Here is a 14,370-nt window from a genome sequence, read left to right on the forward strand (position 1 = left end):
AGCCAGACAGGTTCGGCAGCCCTCGTTCGCGGAACAGGAAGTTTGGCGAAACCCTCTGGTTGAACCTTCCCACGCCCCCATCTATGCGCCAGACCCCGATGGCGGCTCGCCGCGGGCGTGCTGCCCAAACCGTTCCGCTTCGATCCCCCGTAATCAGATGAGATGCGACCCATGGCTGTTCCCTTGCGTGCGACCTACAGGCTGCAATTCCACAAGGATTTCACCTTCGCCGACGCGGAGGCGCTGCTGCCCTATCTGAAGCGTCTCGGGGTCAGCCACCTGTACGCCTCCCCCATTCTGATGTCGCGCCCCGGATCGACCCATGGCTATGACGGTATCGACCCGACCCGGATCGACCCCGAACTGGGCGGTGAAGACGGGTTCCGGGCACTGGCCACGGCGACCCGGGCGGCGGGCCTTGGCATCATTCTGGATATCGTGCCCAATCATCTCGCGGTGGACAGCCTCAACCCCTTCTGGATGGAGGCTTTGGAATTCGGCGCGGAAGGACCGGCCGGACATCTGTTCGACATCGCCTGGCATAAGGGACAGGTGATCATTCCGGCGCTGGGCAAGACCCAGGCGAGCGCGATCGCCGACGGCGACATTACGCTCGCCGCCGATTGGGAGCAGGGCCGCCTCGTGGCCCGCTATTTCGACAATGCCTGGCCCTTGCGCCCGGAAGCGGTCGCCGCCGCGCTGCAAATGGCCGATGCGCATGACGAAGGCTCGCTCGCCGGCCTGTCGCAGCGTTTCCTGACGCTGGAACGGGCCGGGTCTCAGGACCGGCCGGCGGTGACGGCCGCCCGGGAGGCGCTGTCCGATCTGACCCCTCCGCATCGCGCTCTGGTCGAGGCGGCGCTTGCCCGCATGGACGTCGCGTCCGTGCTGCACCGGCAGCATTGGCGCCTCAATCATTGGCGCACCGAAAACGACAGCCTGACCTATCGCCGCTTCTTCAATATCACCGGGCTGATCGGCGTGCGGGTTGAGGACCCGGCGGTCTTCGACTTCATCCACGCCGTGCCGCTGCGCCTGCTCAAGGAAGGGCTGGTGGAAGGCTTGCGCGTCGATCATGTCGATGGCCTGGCGGACCCGACCGGCTATTGCGCGCGCCTGCGCCGCGAGGCCGGGGCGGAGGCTATTCTGCTCGTCGAAAAAATCCTGGAAGGGCATGAGGCCCTGCGCGACTGGCCGATTACGGGCACGACCGGCTACGAGCGGCTGAACGACATCCTGGGTGTCTTCGTCAACCCGGAAGGGTTTGAGACGCTGGACTCCTACCTGGTGCGCCAGAGGCTGCTCGGCGCTGACCGCGGCGAGCGGCTGGCAAGTGCCAAATCCTTCATGCTGCGGACCAGTTTTTTGGGCGAGGTCGATACGCTCACCGGTCTGGCCCATACGGTCACACGCAGCCTGCCGGAGCATGTCGAATATGGCCTGGGCACGCTGCGCGAGGCGGTGATCGCGCTGCTGGTGCGCTTTCCGGTCTATCGCGGCTACAGCGCCGACACGCAATCCGACCCCGTCGATGCCCAGCTGTGGCAGACGGCGCTGGCCGGCGTTGAGGCCCACGACAACCCCTGGACCTTTGAAGCCGCCCGCGCGCTGGTGGGCATCCTGCGCCATACCGAACCGGGGTCGCCCGGGGAGGAGTTCATGCGCCGCTTCCAGCAACTCAGCGGTCCGGCCATGGCCAAGGGGCTTGAGGATACCGAATTCTACCGCAGCGTGACGCTGACCGCCGTCAACGAGGTGGGCGGCGATATCGTGCAGCCTTGGCGCAGCCCGGCCGATTTCCATGCGATCTATGCTGGCCGCGCTGCGGCGCGGGCGCGCGATCTGATTCCGCTCGCGACGCACGACACCAAGCGTGGACCCGAGACCCGCGCCCGCATCGCGGCGCTGTCGATGGATGCGACCGGGTGGATTACCCGGTTCGAGGCCTGGCACGCGCTGAACAAGGGTCTGCGGCAGGATGTTGACGGCCATGAAGCGCCCGACCCGATCGACGAATGGCTGATCTATCAGACGCTGGTTGGCACCTGGCCGATTTCGGAAGAGCGGCTGGCCGAATATCTCACCAAGGCCATGCGGGAGGCCAAGCGCCACAGCTTCTGGGACCATCCCGATGAGGCGTATGAGGCGGCGGTGCAGGCCTTTGCCGCCAGCCTTCTGCGGGACGAGCGCGCCGCGGGCTTCCGCACCGCCCTGGGCCAGCTCGTCGCCGAGCTGGACTTGCGGGCGAGATTGACCGCGCTGTCGATGACCGTGCTGCAACTGACGCTCCCGGGCACGCCTGACCTGTATCAGGGCACCGAATTCTGGGACTTCAGCCTGGTGGACCCCGATAACCGCCGTCCGGTCGATTATACAGCACGGGACGCGGCCCTGGACCTTCCCAGCCTGCCGCGCCTGACCGCGGACAAGCAGGGGCTGACGAAGCTTTTCGTGACCCACACCTTGCTGTCCCTGCGCCAGACGCGGCCGGATATGTTCGTCGATGGCAGTTATACACCGCTCGATCTGCCGCATCCCTGGCTCGGCTTCCGGCGCGACCATGCCAGCGGCAGCCTTTTGGTGATCCTGCCTCTGGAGGCGGTCACAGCCGAGGTGCCGGCGGATCTGCCGCTGCCACCGAAAGGCCAGGCCTGGCGGCCGGTGCTGAGTGCCGCCGGCGGCGGAAGCGGGCTGGACCCGGCGGTGCCGATCATCGTTATGATCAGCGGCTGAGCGGCTGCGGTTGCAGCGTGAAAGGCAGTTGCCTTTCGCGCTGCAGCACGGGCAACATGGCTTTAATGCAGGCCGTGATCGCCCGAGGTGCGCCAATGAGTTTGACCGAACTGGACGCCCGTGTGCGGGCAGACCTCGCCTGTCTCGACTATCCGGCCAAGCCGTGGCTGGTGCCGCAAAGCCTGAACGGTCAGCCGGTGCTGGATGTGCTCATCATCGGCGCGGGCCAGGGGGGCCTTGCCACGGCTTTCGGCCTGCTGCGGGAAAAGATCAGCAATATCCTGGTGGTGGATCAGGCGCCGCGCGGTGGCGAAGGGGTATGGACGACCTTCGCCCGCATGATCACGCTACGCACGCCCAAACACGTCTCCGGCCCTGATCTGGGCGTTGCCAGCCTGACGCCGCGGGCCTGGTACGAGGCGCGTTTCGGCGCCGAGGCCTGGGCCGCCTTGGGCAAGATTCCCCGCGACCTCTGGCAGGCCTATCTGGACTGGTATCGCGACGTGCTGAACCTGCCGGTGCGTAACGACACCGGCATCGTGGGCATCGAAGAGCGCGGCGCAGTCCTGGCCGCCACCACCGACCGCGGCGAGGTTCTGCTCGCCCGCAAGATCGTGCTCGCGACCGGCATCGCCGGGTCAGGCGCCTGGCTGATCCCGGACTTCATCGAAAACAACCTGCCGCGTGACCGCTACGGGCATACGTCGGAGGCGATCGACTTCGCCGCCCTCGCCGGCAAGCGGATCGGCGTGCTGGGAGCCGGGGCTTCCGCCTTCGACAATGCCGCGACCGCCCTGGAGGCGGGCGCGGCCCGCGTGCAGCTGTGCGTGCGGCGGCGCCTGCTGCCGCGCGTGAACCCCTATCGCTGGATGGAGCAGGCCGGCTTCCTCAGCCAGTTCGCGGAACTGCCGGATCTGATGCGCTGGCGGTTCATGCGGCATATCTTCACCATGAACCAGCCGCCCCCGCCGGATACCGTGGCGCGCTGCGCGGCCTTCCCGCAATTTTCCGCCCATCCCGGCACGCCTTGGCTGGATGCGCGGATGGAGGGCGAGGAGATCCGCATCACGACGCCGGGCGGGGAGCTTGCCTTCGACTATGTCGTGATCGGCGCGGGCTTCGTGATGGATGCGTCGCGGCGCCCCGAGCTTGCCCATTTCGCGCCCGCCATTGCGCGCTGGTCCGACCGCTTCACCCCGCCCGAGGGCGAGGAGGATGCCGTGCTCGCCAGCTACCCCTACCTGACCCGCAGCTTCACCTTTACGGAGCGCGAGCCCGGCACGACCCCGGCGCTGGCACAGCTATATAATTTCACATTCGGCGCCATGCCGAGCATGGGCCTGTCCGGGGCGTCGATCAGTGGGCTGAAATTTGGCGTCCGCCGGCTGGTGAACGCCATCTGCCGGGATTTCTTCCTGGAGGATGCCGAAGCGCATTACCTCAGCCTGCTGGGCTACCAGGAGCAGGAACTGACGCCCGACGACTGGCCTGACGCGGGCGTCGGCACCAGCCTGGCACCGCGCGCCGCTGCGGATTGACCGCAGGCGCCGGGCTGATCTCCGGCCACGCATTGAACAAAAGGCTTCAAGCTGTCACGATTGTGCGGACGATCGCGAGGCTGGCCTATCGCCCAGCCTCCGCGCTGTGATAGGAGCGGCCGGACAGCCAAAAAGGTCCCCATAAAAATCGGAGGGCGTAGAACCCTCTGGCGGATTGGCTAAGCCATTTGTAAAGATTGTGAAATGAAGAGCGACACCAGGAAAGCAGCCCCGCTGGCCATCAACCTCGCACATGAATCAGATGACGCTCTGATCGTCCGCACGGCCTGGCTGTATTACATGGCTGGCCTCAATCAGGAGGAGACGGCGGCGAAGCTTGGCCTGCACCGCACCCGCGTCAACCGTCTGCTGGCGGAAGCCCGCGAACGCGGCCTGGTGACGATCACCATTCAGCATGAAAGCGCCCGCGAACTCGCGACCGAACAGGTGATCGCCCAGTTCTACGGGCTGGATTTCTGCCTGGCGACGCCGCTGATCGGATTTGAGGACGTCCGCGGCAACCCGACGCTGACCGCCGCCCAAGGCTTGATCGCGCGCCGCGCCGTGGGCAGCGCCGGCGCCAATTTCCTGCGCGGCAAGCTGGCGCAGGGGCCGATCACGGTCGGCGTCAGCTGGGGCCGCACCATCGAACAGGTGGCGCTCCATCTGTCCGGCGTGCGCAACCCGGAAGCCCGTTTCGTGTCCCTCATGGGCTCGCTGACGCGCAATTCGGCCTCCAACCCATTCGAGGTGGTGCAGGCCCTGGCCGCGCGCACCGGCGGCGAAGGGCATTTCATCCCCGTTCCCTTCATCGCGGATTCGCAGGCCGACCGTGACGTGCTGGCCTCTCAGCGCAGCGTCGTCGATGCTTTAGACATGGCCGAGAGCGCGGATCTGTATATCGCGAGCCTGGGCGAATTGTCCGAGAACTCGTCTCTGCGCACGCAGAACATGATCTCGTCCGAGGAGCTGCAGCAGGCGGTGGAAGCCGGTGCGGTCTGCGACACCATGGGCAAGCTTTTCGCGCTCGACGGACGGCCGATCGAGCATGACATCAACAACCGCACGATCGCCGTCAATATCGAGGCTCTGCGCGGACGCGATGTGGTGCTGCTCTGTGGCGGCATGGAAAAGATCGACGCGCTGGAGGCGGTGCTGCGCAGCGGCCTGATCCGCGGGCTGATTATCGATGGCGATACTGCGAAGCTTCTGGCCCACCGCTGTCAGCCGGTGTGATGACCAGAGCCACCCCGCGGCCGCGCGTCAAAGACGAACCGGGCCACGCCTGGCCGCGGGCAGGCATGGCCCGGCCAGGTGTGGCCCGGCTCGCTGTCGCGGGTCTGGCGCTGCTGGTGGCGGGCTTGGGTGTGATCACCGCCGTGCCGCACGCGCGCAAACGCCTGGCCCCACCCAAGCCCCGCAAACCGGTCGATCTGGACCGCTATCTGGGCCGATGGCACGAATTCGCGCGCTACACCGCCTGGTTCGAGCGCGGCTTGGAAGGGGTTACGGCGGAGTATTCGTGGCGGCCTGACGGCCTCATCCGCGTCGTGAACACAGGCCATCAGGGCGCCCCGCAGGGACCTCTGCGCTGGGCGGAAGCCAAGGCGCGGCCGGTGCCGGGTTCCGACAATACCAAGCTCAAGGTCGCCTTCTACGGACCGCTCTTTTGGGGCGATTACTGGGTGCTGGATCATGCGGAGGACTACACATGGTCCATCGTCAGCGAAGCCACCCGCCGCTACCTGTGGATATTGACGCGCGATCCGCACCCTTCGCCTGAACTGCGCGCGCTGCTGTTATCCCGCGTTCAGTCCTTCGGCTATGATCTGTCCAAGCTGCACATGACGGTGCAGGCGCCCGTTTGACACGTGCGATGCGATAAAGCGTGATCACCATGGCGTTTGCGGGCGAGCCGGGCTGAGTGCAGCCCTTCTGTTCCTCTTCAACCTTGGTTAAGCTTGATACCAAGGGAGGAACACAATGATCGAGAAATCCAAGGCCGTCTCGCCCCTGTCGCGTACCGCCATGGCCTATGTTCTGGCCGGTGGCCGCGGCAGCCGTCTGATGGAGATGACAGACCGGCGCGCGAAGCCCGCGGTCTATTTCGGCGGCAAATCGCGCATCATCGATTTCGCCCTCTCCAACGCGCTGAACTCCGGCATCCGCCGCATTGCTGTTGCAACGCAATACAAAGCCCACAGCCTGATCCGGCACATGCAGCGCGGCTGGAACTTTCTGCGCCCGGAGCGCAACGAAAGCTTCGACATCCTGCCCGCCAGCCAGCGCGTCAGCGAAACGCAATGGTACGCCGGCACGGCCGATGCCGTCTTCCAGAATATCGACATCATCCGCGACTATCGCCCGGAACATATCGTGATCCTTGCGGGCGACCATATTTACAAGATGGATTACGAACTCATGCTGCAACAGCATGAGGACAACAGTGCCGATGTCACCGTTGCCTGCCTGGAAGTGCCCAAGGCCGATGCCACCGGCTTCGGTGTTGTGGCCGTAGATGGCGAAGACCGCATCATCTCTTTCATCGAGAAACCCAAAGACCCGACGCCGATGCCGGACAACCCGGACATGTGCTTCGCCAGCATGGGCATCTATGTTTTCCGCACGCAGTTTTTGTTCGAGCAGCTGCGGCGCGATGCGGCGGACGAAAATTCGAGCCGCGATTTCGGCAAGGACATCATTCCGCATCTGGTGGAGCATGGCCGTGCCTTCGCACATCGCTTCACGCAATCCTGCATCCGCTCGGCTGAACATGCCGAAACCTATTGGCGTGACGTGGGCACGATCGATGCCTATTGGCAGGCCAATATCGATCTGACCGATGTCATCCCGCCGCTCGATCTTTACGATGCGAGCTGGCCGATCTGGTCCTATTCCGAACTGACGCCGCCTGCAAAATTCGTCCATGACGTGGGCGAGCGCCGGGGCGAGGCCGTCGCCTCTCTCGTCGCGGGTGGTTGCATCGTCTCCGGCGCGCGGGTGCGGCGCTCGCTGCTATCGACCGGCGTGCATGCGCATTCCTACTCCACCGTCGAAGGCGGCGTCATCCTGCCCTATGCGCGGATCTCCCGGAACGCGCATCTGACCAATGTCATCGTCGATGCCGGGGTGACGATCCCCGAAGGCCTGGTCGTGGGCCAGGACCCTGTGCATGACGCGCAACGCTTCCGCCGCAGCGAGAGCGGCATTTCCTTGATTACGCAACCTATGATCGATGCGCTGGGTCTATGAGACAGCTTGACGTTCTCTCCGTCACTTCGGAATTCTTTCCGCTTGTGAAAACGGGAGGCCTGGCCGATGTCGCGGGTGCCCTGCCCGGCGCGCTCGCGGGCCAAGGCATCCGGGTCACGACGCTGCTGCCGGGCTATCCGGCGGTCATGCAGGGGCTGCAGGACGCGGCGCCTGTTCATAACATCACCGATCTGTTCGGCGGCCCGGCACGGCTATGGCGGGGGCACTGCGGCGGGGCCGCGCTGATTGTCATCGAGGCTGGTCATCTGTTCGACCGGCCTGGCAATCCCTATCTGGACGGCGCGGGCCAGGATTGGCCTGACAACCCGCAGCGCTTCGCGGCGCTGAGCTTCACGGCCGCGGCCATCGCCCGCGGCCTGATGCCGGGCTATCTGCCCGATGTCGTGCATGGCCATGACTGGCAGGCCGGATTGCTGCCCGCCTATCTGCATTTCGACGGCGACGCCGCGGATTCCGGCACCACACGGCCGCCGAGCGTGATGACTGTCCACAACCTGGCCTTTCAGGGCCTGTGCGACGCCAGCCTGCTGTCTGCCCTGCGGCTGCCGGCCCAGGCCTATTCGATCCAGGGGGTCGAGTATTTCGGCCGCATCAGTTTTCTGAAGGCCGGCCTGCGCCTGGCCAATCATGTCACCACCGTCTCCCCCACCTATGCGCGGGAAATCTGCACGCCCGAAGGCGGCATGGGTCTGGACGGGCTGCTGCGCAGCCGCGGCACGGCCCTGTCCGGCATTCTGAACGGCATCGATACCGCGGTCTGGAATCCGGCGACGGATGCGGTGCTGCCGCAGACCTTCTCGGCCGCAACCCTTACTGACCGAGCCGCCAATAAGGCCGCACTTTGCGCCCGCTTCGGGCTGGAGCCCGACCGGCTTCTGTTCGGCATCGTCAGCCGCTTGACGACGCAAAAGGGGCTGGATCTGCTGCCCGCGAGCCTTGCCACGCTGCGCGCCATCGGTGCTTCGGTGGTGATCCTCGGCGCCGGGTCGGCCGATCTGGAACGCGCCTATGCCCAGGCCGCGCGGCCGGGCGAGATGGGGCTGTTCATCGGCTATGACGAGGCGCTGGCCCATCTCATCTATGCCGGCGCCGACGCGTTGCTGATCCCGTCCCGCTTCGAGCCCTGCGGCCTGACGCAGCTTTGCGCCATGCGCTACGGCTGCCTGCCTGTGGTGACGCGCGTCGGCGGCCTCGCCGATACCGTCATCGACGCGAATGAGGCGGCGCGCGACGCGGGCGTCGCGACCGGCTTTCAGATGGAGCGGGCCGACAGCACGAGCCTGGACCTTGCCTTGCAGCGCGTGGCGGCCGTATGGCGCGACCGCGCTGCCTGGACCCGGATGCAGGAGAATGCGCTGGCGGCCGAGGTCGGCTGGACGCGGTCCGCCGCGCGCTACGCCGACCTCTATCGCGGCCTTGTTGCCTGATCTACCGCAGCGGCCCGATGCGGGTCAGCCGTGCCAGTGCGAGCAGCGGATGACGCTGCAGAAGTTGCCGCGATGGAAATGCGGCTCCTTGTCTGCGATCACGTCCGCCTTGACGTTGCCGAAAGTCGTGTCCGGCTTGTGCTTGATGCCGTCATAGAAGGCCTGGATGATATCTTCCTTGAACTGCGGCGTGCGCGGAAAGGCTGCGACCACCGCTTCGCGTTCCGCATCGGAATACTGCTGATAGGTCAGGCCGAGCACATCCATCTCAACGCCCGCGGTAACGAGCGCCACCACTGGCTGCATGTGCTGCGGGACGCCCGGCGTAGTGTGCAGCGCAATCGCGGTCCAGACCGTAAAAGCGTCTTCTTCGGCGATGCCGTGGCTGCGCAGGAAGTCCCGCGCGGCATGAGCGCCGTCTACCTCGAAGCGTTCGGTCGCGCTGCTATGGCTCGGCATGAGGCCGATGTCATGGAACATGGCACCCGCATAGAGCAGCTCGCGGTCAAATTTCAGGCCACGCTTGACGCCGGCCAGCGCACCGAAATGGTAGACGCGGCTGGAATGGTTGAAGAGCAGGTCCGTCTCGGTCGCACGGATATACTCGGTGATGGTGCGCGCCAGCTTGCTGTCGGGAATGCCGGCGCCATCTGCGATGAGAGCCATGGGTGTCTCCTGTGAACTTGATTGTTCACCACCGTAAAACTCTGGCGATATGTCTTCAATTGTCGTAATACGTCATATACGGACGTATCCAGACCGAGACGGACACCCATGAAGCAGACGGCAAAAACGATCGTGATGGTGGCGCTGCCGGGTGTGCAGCTGCTGGACGTGTCCGGCCCGCTGGACGTCTTTGCCGAAGCCAATGTCCAGCTGGGCCGGGAGGCTTACCGGCTTGTGGTGGCGGCCGGCACAGCCGGACCGGTCCGCAGCTCATCCGGGGTGCGGCTGATGTCCGACCGGATCATCGGCGAGGACTGGGGGGAGCCGATCGATACGCTGCTGGTGGCGGGCTGTCCGAACGCCGCCGATGTTCCGGCCGAAGACAATGTCATCGCCTGGCTGCGGCAAACTGTGCCGACGGCCAGACGCTTCGGCTCGGTCTGCAGCGGCGCCTTTTTCCTGGCCGCCGCCGGGCTTCTGGATGGAAGGCGCGTGACGACGCATTGGGCAGTCGCGGAGCGGCTGGCGCGGGCCTTTCCGAAGGTGACGGTCGACGAGGATGCGATTCATGTCAGCGACGGCCCGCTGCGCACGGCGGCCGGCGTGACCGCCGGACTGGATCTGGCACTGGCCCTGGTCGAGGAGGACCTCGGCCATGAGATTGCCATGGGGGTCGCGAGCCAGCTTGTGATGTTTTTCAAGCGTCCGGGCGGGCAGATGCAGTTCAGCCGCAAAGGGGAAGCGGCTCCGGCGGGGCGGGCGGCGCTGCAGGAGCTTCAGCGCTGGGTCGCGGCCAATCCGGCGCTGGACCACAGTGTCGCCAATCTCGCGCAGCGGATGGCGCTCAGCCCCCGCCACTTCGCCCGCCTGTTTCGCAGCGAGGTCGGCATCACCCCCGCGACCTGGGTCGAGGAAGCGCGTGTGAGTGCCGCGCGGCAGATGCTGGAGGCCGGCCATGCCGCGCCCAAGCAGGTCGCGACCCGGTGCGGCTTTGCCGATGCCGACACGCTGCGCCGCGCTTTCGCGCGGCAGGTCGGCATCAGCCCGGCCGAATATCGCAAGCGGTTCGCGCGGGCGGCCTAGCGCCCTGGCGCGTCATCCCGGCCGCCCCCTGGCCAGAAATGGCCGCGCCCAGGCCCAGACGCGGCCGGTGCCGGCGACACCCAGCAGCACCGCGCCCCAGAGGGCGAGGCTCAGGAACTGGCTGATATTGAGCAGGTTGGCGGCGGTTGAGACCAGCTGCAGGATGATCAGAGACAGAACAAGGCCGCTGACCTTGCCAAAGCCGCCGGCGGGGTCGATGCCGCCGAGAACGGCGGCGAGAATGGTGATGAGCAGATAGCTCTCGCCATAGGCGGCATTGGCGGAATTGAAGCGCGCCATCATCAGCAGCCCGGCCAAGGCTGCCAGCAGCGCCGACAGCAGATAGACGCCCAGCTGCACGCGCCGCGTGTCGATGCCGGAATAGCGCACCGCCTGCAGGTTGGAGCCGAGCATGGCGACTTTTTGGCCGAAGGGCGTGCGCGTCAGCAGCACGCTCATCGGAATGGCGATGGCCACGAAGACCACCAGCACCACCGGCACGCTGAGCACCGACCCGTTGCCGACGAAGACCATGAAGGCGGGAAAGCCCGCAATGACACCGCCATGGGTGAGACCCACCGCCACGCCCTTGACCATGGTCATGGTGCCGAGTGTCGCCAGAATGGGCGAGACGCCGAGATAGGCGATGACAGTGCCGTTGAGCAGGCCGATCACCGCCGCCACCCCGAAGGCGGCGGCGATGGCGGCGACATGCCACAGCAGAAGACTGGCACCGCTGCCGCCCAGGCCGAAATGGGTGAAGACATAGGCGGCCGCGAGCGCCGAGAGATTGGCGGTGGCGATGATCGAGAGATCAAGCCCACCGGAGAGCAGCGGCACCATCATGGCGAGCGAGAAGATGGCAAGCTCAGGCAGCTGGAAGGCCATGGAGCGGATGGCCGCGCCATTGAACAGCCGATGGCCGAGCAGCACCGCAAACAGCACCATCAGCAGCAGGAACAGGATTGTCAGGCGGACCAGAACCGGGCTCGGCTTCCAGCGCGGAATGGCGGCGGCCACGGGGGGTTTGCGCGTCGTCACGGACCCCTCGCTCATGCCATCACCCGGCGCTGGCCGGCGCGCTGGCGCTGGCGTTCCAAAGCGAGCGCACTGACAGCGATGAGGATGACGGCGCCGGTGAAGCATTCGGACCAATAGGATTGCACGCCGAGCAGCAGCAGGCCGTTCTGCAAAAAGGCGAGCAGCATGACGCCGAGGATGGTACCGAAGACCGTGCCCACGCCACCCGTGAGACTGGCGCCCCCGAGCACGACGGCGGCCAGCACATCCAGCTCGCGTCCCACCAGCGCATTGGGCGAGACCGATTGCGCATCCTGCGCCTGGATGAGCGAGGCCATGCCGGCAATCAGCCCCATATAGCCATAGACCAGCAGATTGAGCCGGAAGACCTTGATGCCGACGCGCTGGGCGGCGTCCTTGTTGCTGCCCAGCGCATAGATCTGCCGGCCGATATTGGTGCGTGTCAGCAGCAGCGCGGTGACCACAAAAGCGCCGATCAGACCGATCATCTGCAGATTGAAGATATAGGGATTGCCCTGGGCGTCGGTATAGACGACCCAGCTGGCGCCATTGGTGAACCAGTCGGGCAGCGCAAAAATCTCATTCCCGTGCGTGACAAACATCAACAGCCCGAAAAAGACATTCAGCGTCGCGATGGTGACGATGATGCTGGAGAGGCCCAGCGTGCCGATGAGCACGGCATTGATGATGCCACAAGCGATACCGACCACCGCGCAGATGAGGATCACGTCAATCCAGCCGATATGATAGTGGTTGGCGATCGTCATCGCCACATATTGCGCGACCGAGGCCGAGGCGGTGAAGGAGATATCGATACCGCCTGAAATCAGCACCACCAGCAGCCCGGCCGCCAGCATCCCTGAGAAGGAATAGGAGGTCAGCAGATCGATCATATTCTGCAGGCTGAAGAAGGAGCGCGTCGCGAAGGAGAGAAAGACGAAGAGCGCGAGCACGACGACCAGCAGCTTGCCTTCGTGGCTGTGCAGAAGGCGCTTGGACAGGTCAGGCATCGATCGCCTCCCTTAGAGAGGTTTCGGATATTTGGGCCGGATGGAATTCACCCTTCACGCGCCCGCCCTGCATGACCAGGATGCGATGCGCATGGTAGAGCACTTCGGGGATTTCGTCGGAAATCATCATCACCGCCATGCCCTCGGCCGCGAGGCGCTTGACGATGGCATAGATGCCGTCCTTGGCATTGATATCAACGCCGACAGTGGGGCTGTCGAGGATGAGCACGCGCGGCTGCGTCGCCAGCCATTTGGCGATGACGACGCGCTGCTGGTTGCCACCCGACAATGTCCGCACCGGATTTTCCGGGTCCGAGACCTTGATGCCGAGTTGCTCGATCCCCTGGCGCACGGCTGTACGCGTGCGCTCCCCACTCAGCAAGCCGCCGCCGCCCGTCAGCTTGTCCAGCGTCGAGAGCACGATATTCGCGGCGATCGGCTGCTCCAGCACCAGGCCGAGCGAGAGCCGGTCTTCCGAGACATAGGCGATACCCTGGTCGATCGCCGCGCGATTGGAGGTGAGGTGCACGGGCGCGCCGTTGAGACGGATTTCGCCGCGATCAGCCGGGCGCATGCCAAAGAGCGACAGCGCCAGCTCCGTTCGGCCGGAGCCGAGCAGGCCGATGACGCCCAGGATTTCACCCTTGCGGATATCGAGGCTGACATCCTCAAAATCCCCACGTCGGGAAAGGCCTTTGACGGAGAGCACGACCGGCGCCTGCGACAGATCCGGCACATCGATCTTGTAGTCGAACTCATGGCCGGTCATGAGCGTGCCGAGCCGCTTGGGCGTGATTTCCTGAGCATCCCAGGTGCCAAGCTTGCGGCCGTCGCGCAGCACCGTGACGCGCTCGGCGATTTCCATCACCTCATCCAGCCGGTGGCTGACAAAGACGACGGCAATGCCGCGGCGCTTCAATTCCCGCGTGATCTCGAGCAGGGTATCGACTTCAGAGCGGGTGAGCGAGGCGGTCGGCTCGTCCATGATGACAAGCCGTGCTTCCGCGGCGAGCGCGCGGCAGATGGCGACGAGCTGACGCTGGGCGATGGAGAGTTCGCCGACCAAGGCTTCAGGATCGAGCGAGACGCCAAGCCGGGCGATGACCGCCTCGGCCCGCGCGCGCAGGCGCCGGTGGCTGGCGCCGCGAAAGCCACGCAGATGCTGCGCGAAAGCAATATTCTCGGCGACCGTGAGATCCGGGAAAAGCGAAAGATCCTGATAGATGACCTGAATGCCGATGCGCGTACTCTCCGCCGGCGTCAGATGCGTGTGACGCTCGCCGTCAATGACGATCTCACCCCCCGCATCCGGGGGCTGCACGCCGGAGATGATCTTGATCAGCGTGGATTTGCCGGAGCCGTTCTCACCCGCCAGGCAATGCACCTCTCCGGCGGCAATCGTCAGATCAACGCTGTCCAGCGCGGTGACGCCCCCGAAATGCTTCGATATTCCCGTCAGGCTTATGAAATCGGGCAAGCGTCCACTCCTACCGTCCAGCCAAACCCTGTCATGCCCGGGCCATGACCCGGGCATCTACCGAGGCGAGTAGACCCCCGGGTCAAGCCCGGGGGCGACGTCGTACAAGGCACGTGTGGCGA

Annotated in this window: 11 protein-coding genes; 7 read left to right on the forward strand and 4 right to left on the reverse strand. The window is 65.4% G+C overall.

Translation table 11 applies throughout. From position 1 onward, the window contains the following. The first annotated feature begins 171 nt into the window (after positions 1-171). The 6 genes from treY (at position 172) to glgA (ending at position 8,971) form a co-directional block, all read left to right on the forward strand. The gene (gene treY / locus AC3G7M_RS18085) at positions 172-2,733 is read left to right on the forward strand and encodes a malto-oligosyltrehalose synthase (protein WP_489213531.1); all 2,562 of its coding nucleotides are present in this window, start codon (positions 172-174) and stop codon (positions 2,731-2,733) included. A 95-nt stretch (positions 2,734-2,828) separates the two neighbouring features. After that, positions 2,829-4,271, forward strand: coding sequence for an NAD(P)-binding domain-containing protein (locus AC3G7M_RS18090; RefSeq protein ID WP_489213532.1), 1,443 nt, complete (start codon positions 2,829-2,831; stop codon positions 4,269-4,271). A 204-nt stretch (positions 4,272-4,475) separates the two neighbouring features. Then, complete coding sequence (locus tag AC3G7M_RS18095; RefSeq protein WP_489213533.1) at positions 4,476-5,507, forward strand: sugar-binding transcriptional regulator; 1,032 nt, start codon at positions 4,476-4,478, stop codon at positions 5,505-5,507. Beyond that, positions 5,507-6,139 carry a lipocalin family protein gene (locus tag AC3G7M_RS18100; RefSeq protein ID WP_489213534.1) on the forward strand — a complete coding sequence of 211 codons (633 nt, stop codon included), beginning with the start codon at positions 5,507-5,509 and terminating at the stop codon, positions 6,137-6,139. Before AC3G7M_RS18095 ends, AC3G7M_RS18100 begins: the two co-directional genes overlap by 1 nt. A 115-nt stretch (positions 6,140-6,254) precedes the next feature. Next, positions 6,255-7,523 (forward strand): glucose-1-phosphate adenylyltransferase, encoded by a 1,269-nt coding sequence (glgC, locus tag AC3G7M_RS18105; RefSeq protein WP_489213535.1) that lies wholly within the window; start codon positions 6,255-6,257, stop codon positions 7,521-7,523. Then, on the forward strand, positions 7,520-8,971 hold the full coding sequence (gene glgA, locus AC3G7M_RS18110) for a glycogen synthase GlgA (protein ID WP_489213536.1): 1,452 nt from the start codon (positions 7,520-7,522) through the stop codon (positions 8,969-8,971). The genes glgC and glgA overlap by 4 nt, the downstream gene beginning before the upstream one ends. A gap of 24 nt (positions 8,972-8,995) precedes the next feature. Here the strand turns inward: glgA and AC3G7M_RS18115 are convergent, their stop codons facing one another. Continuing rightward, the gene (locus AC3G7M_RS18115) at positions 8,996-9,637 is read right to left on the reverse strand and encodes an HD domain-containing protein (protein WP_489213537.1); all 642 of its coding nucleotides are present in this window, start codon (positions 9,635-9,637) and stop codon (positions 8,996-8,998) included. Positions 9,638-9,745: 108 nt separating this feature from the next. Here AC3G7M_RS18115 and AC3G7M_RS18120 point away from each other — a divergent pair, with 108 nt between their 5' ends. Then, positions 9,746-10,720, forward strand: a complete 975-nt coding sequence (locus AC3G7M_RS18120; protein WP_489213538.1) for a GlxA family transcriptional regulator — start codon at positions 9,746-9,748, stop codon at positions 10,718-10,720. Positions 10,721-10,732: 12 nt separating this feature from the next. Here AC3G7M_RS18120 and AC3G7M_RS18125 read toward each other — a convergent pair whose 3' ends face one another. From AC3G7M_RS18125 to AC3G7M_RS18135, 3 genes are read right to left on the reverse strand one after another with little or no spacing between them, the layout of a single operon-like run. Further along, positions 10,733-11,776 (reverse strand): ABC transporter permease, encoded by a 1,044-nt coding sequence (locus tag AC3G7M_RS18125; protein WP_489213539.1) that lies wholly within the window; start codon positions 11,774-11,776, stop codon positions 10,733-10,735. Beyond that, complete coding sequence (locus AC3G7M_RS18130; RefSeq protein ID WP_489213540.1) at positions 11,773-12,771, reverse strand: ABC transporter permease; 999 nt, start codon at positions 12,769-12,771, stop codon at positions 11,773-11,775. Before AC3G7M_RS18130 ends, AC3G7M_RS18125 begins: the two co-directional genes overlap by 4 nt. Next, the gene (locus AC3G7M_RS18135; protein ID WP_489213541.1) at positions 12,764-14,248 is read right to left on the reverse strand and encodes a sugar ABC transporter ATP-binding protein; all 1,485 of its coding nucleotides are present in this window, start codon (positions 14,246-14,248) and stop codon (positions 12,764-12,766) included. The genes AC3G7M_RS18130 and AC3G7M_RS18135 overlap by 8 nt, the downstream gene beginning before the upstream one ends. Between the last annotated feature and the right edge of the window lie 122 nt (positions 14,249-14,370).

The sequence above is a fragment of the Acidisoma sibiricum genome (assembly GCF_057837225.1).

Coding starts and splice junctions, on each gene's coding strand:
- treY (WP_489213531.1), top strand. CDS start 172: ATGGCTGTTCCCTTGCGTGCGACCTACAGGCTGCAATTCCACAAGGAT.
- AC3G7M_RS18090 (WP_489213532.1), top strand. CDS start 2,829: ATGAGTTTGACCGAACTGGACGCCCGTGTGCGGGCAGACCTCGCCTGT.
- AC3G7M_RS18095 (WP_489213533.1), top strand. CDS start 4,476: ATGAAGAGCGACACCAGGAAAGCAGCCCCGCTGGCCATCAACCTCGCA.
- AC3G7M_RS18100 (WP_489213534.1), top strand. CDS start 5,507: ATGACCAGAGCCACCCCGCGGCCGCGCGTCAAAGACGAACCGGGCCAC.
- glgC (WP_489213535.1), top strand. CDS start 6,255: ATGATCGAGAAATCCAAGGCCGTCTCGCCCCTGTCGCGTACCGCCATG.
- glgA (WP_489213536.1), top strand. CDS start 7,520: ATGAGACAGCTTGACGTTCTCTCCGTCACTTCGGAATTCTTTCCGCTT.
- AC3G7M_RS18115 (WP_489213537.1), bottom strand. CDS start 9,637: ATGGCTCTCATCGCAGATGGCGCCGGCATTCCCGACAGCAAGCTGGCG.
- AC3G7M_RS18120 (WP_489213538.1), top strand. CDS start 9,746: ATGAAGCAGACGGCAAAAACGATCGTGATGGTGGCGCTGCCGGGTGTG.
- AC3G7M_RS18125 (WP_489213539.1), bottom strand. CDS start 11,776: ATGAGCGAGGGGTCCGTGACGACGCGCAAACCCCCCGTGGCCGCCGCC.
- AC3G7M_RS18130 (WP_489213540.1), bottom strand. CDS start 12,771: ATGCCTGACCTGTCCAAGCGCCTTCTGCACAGCCACGAAGGCAAGCTG.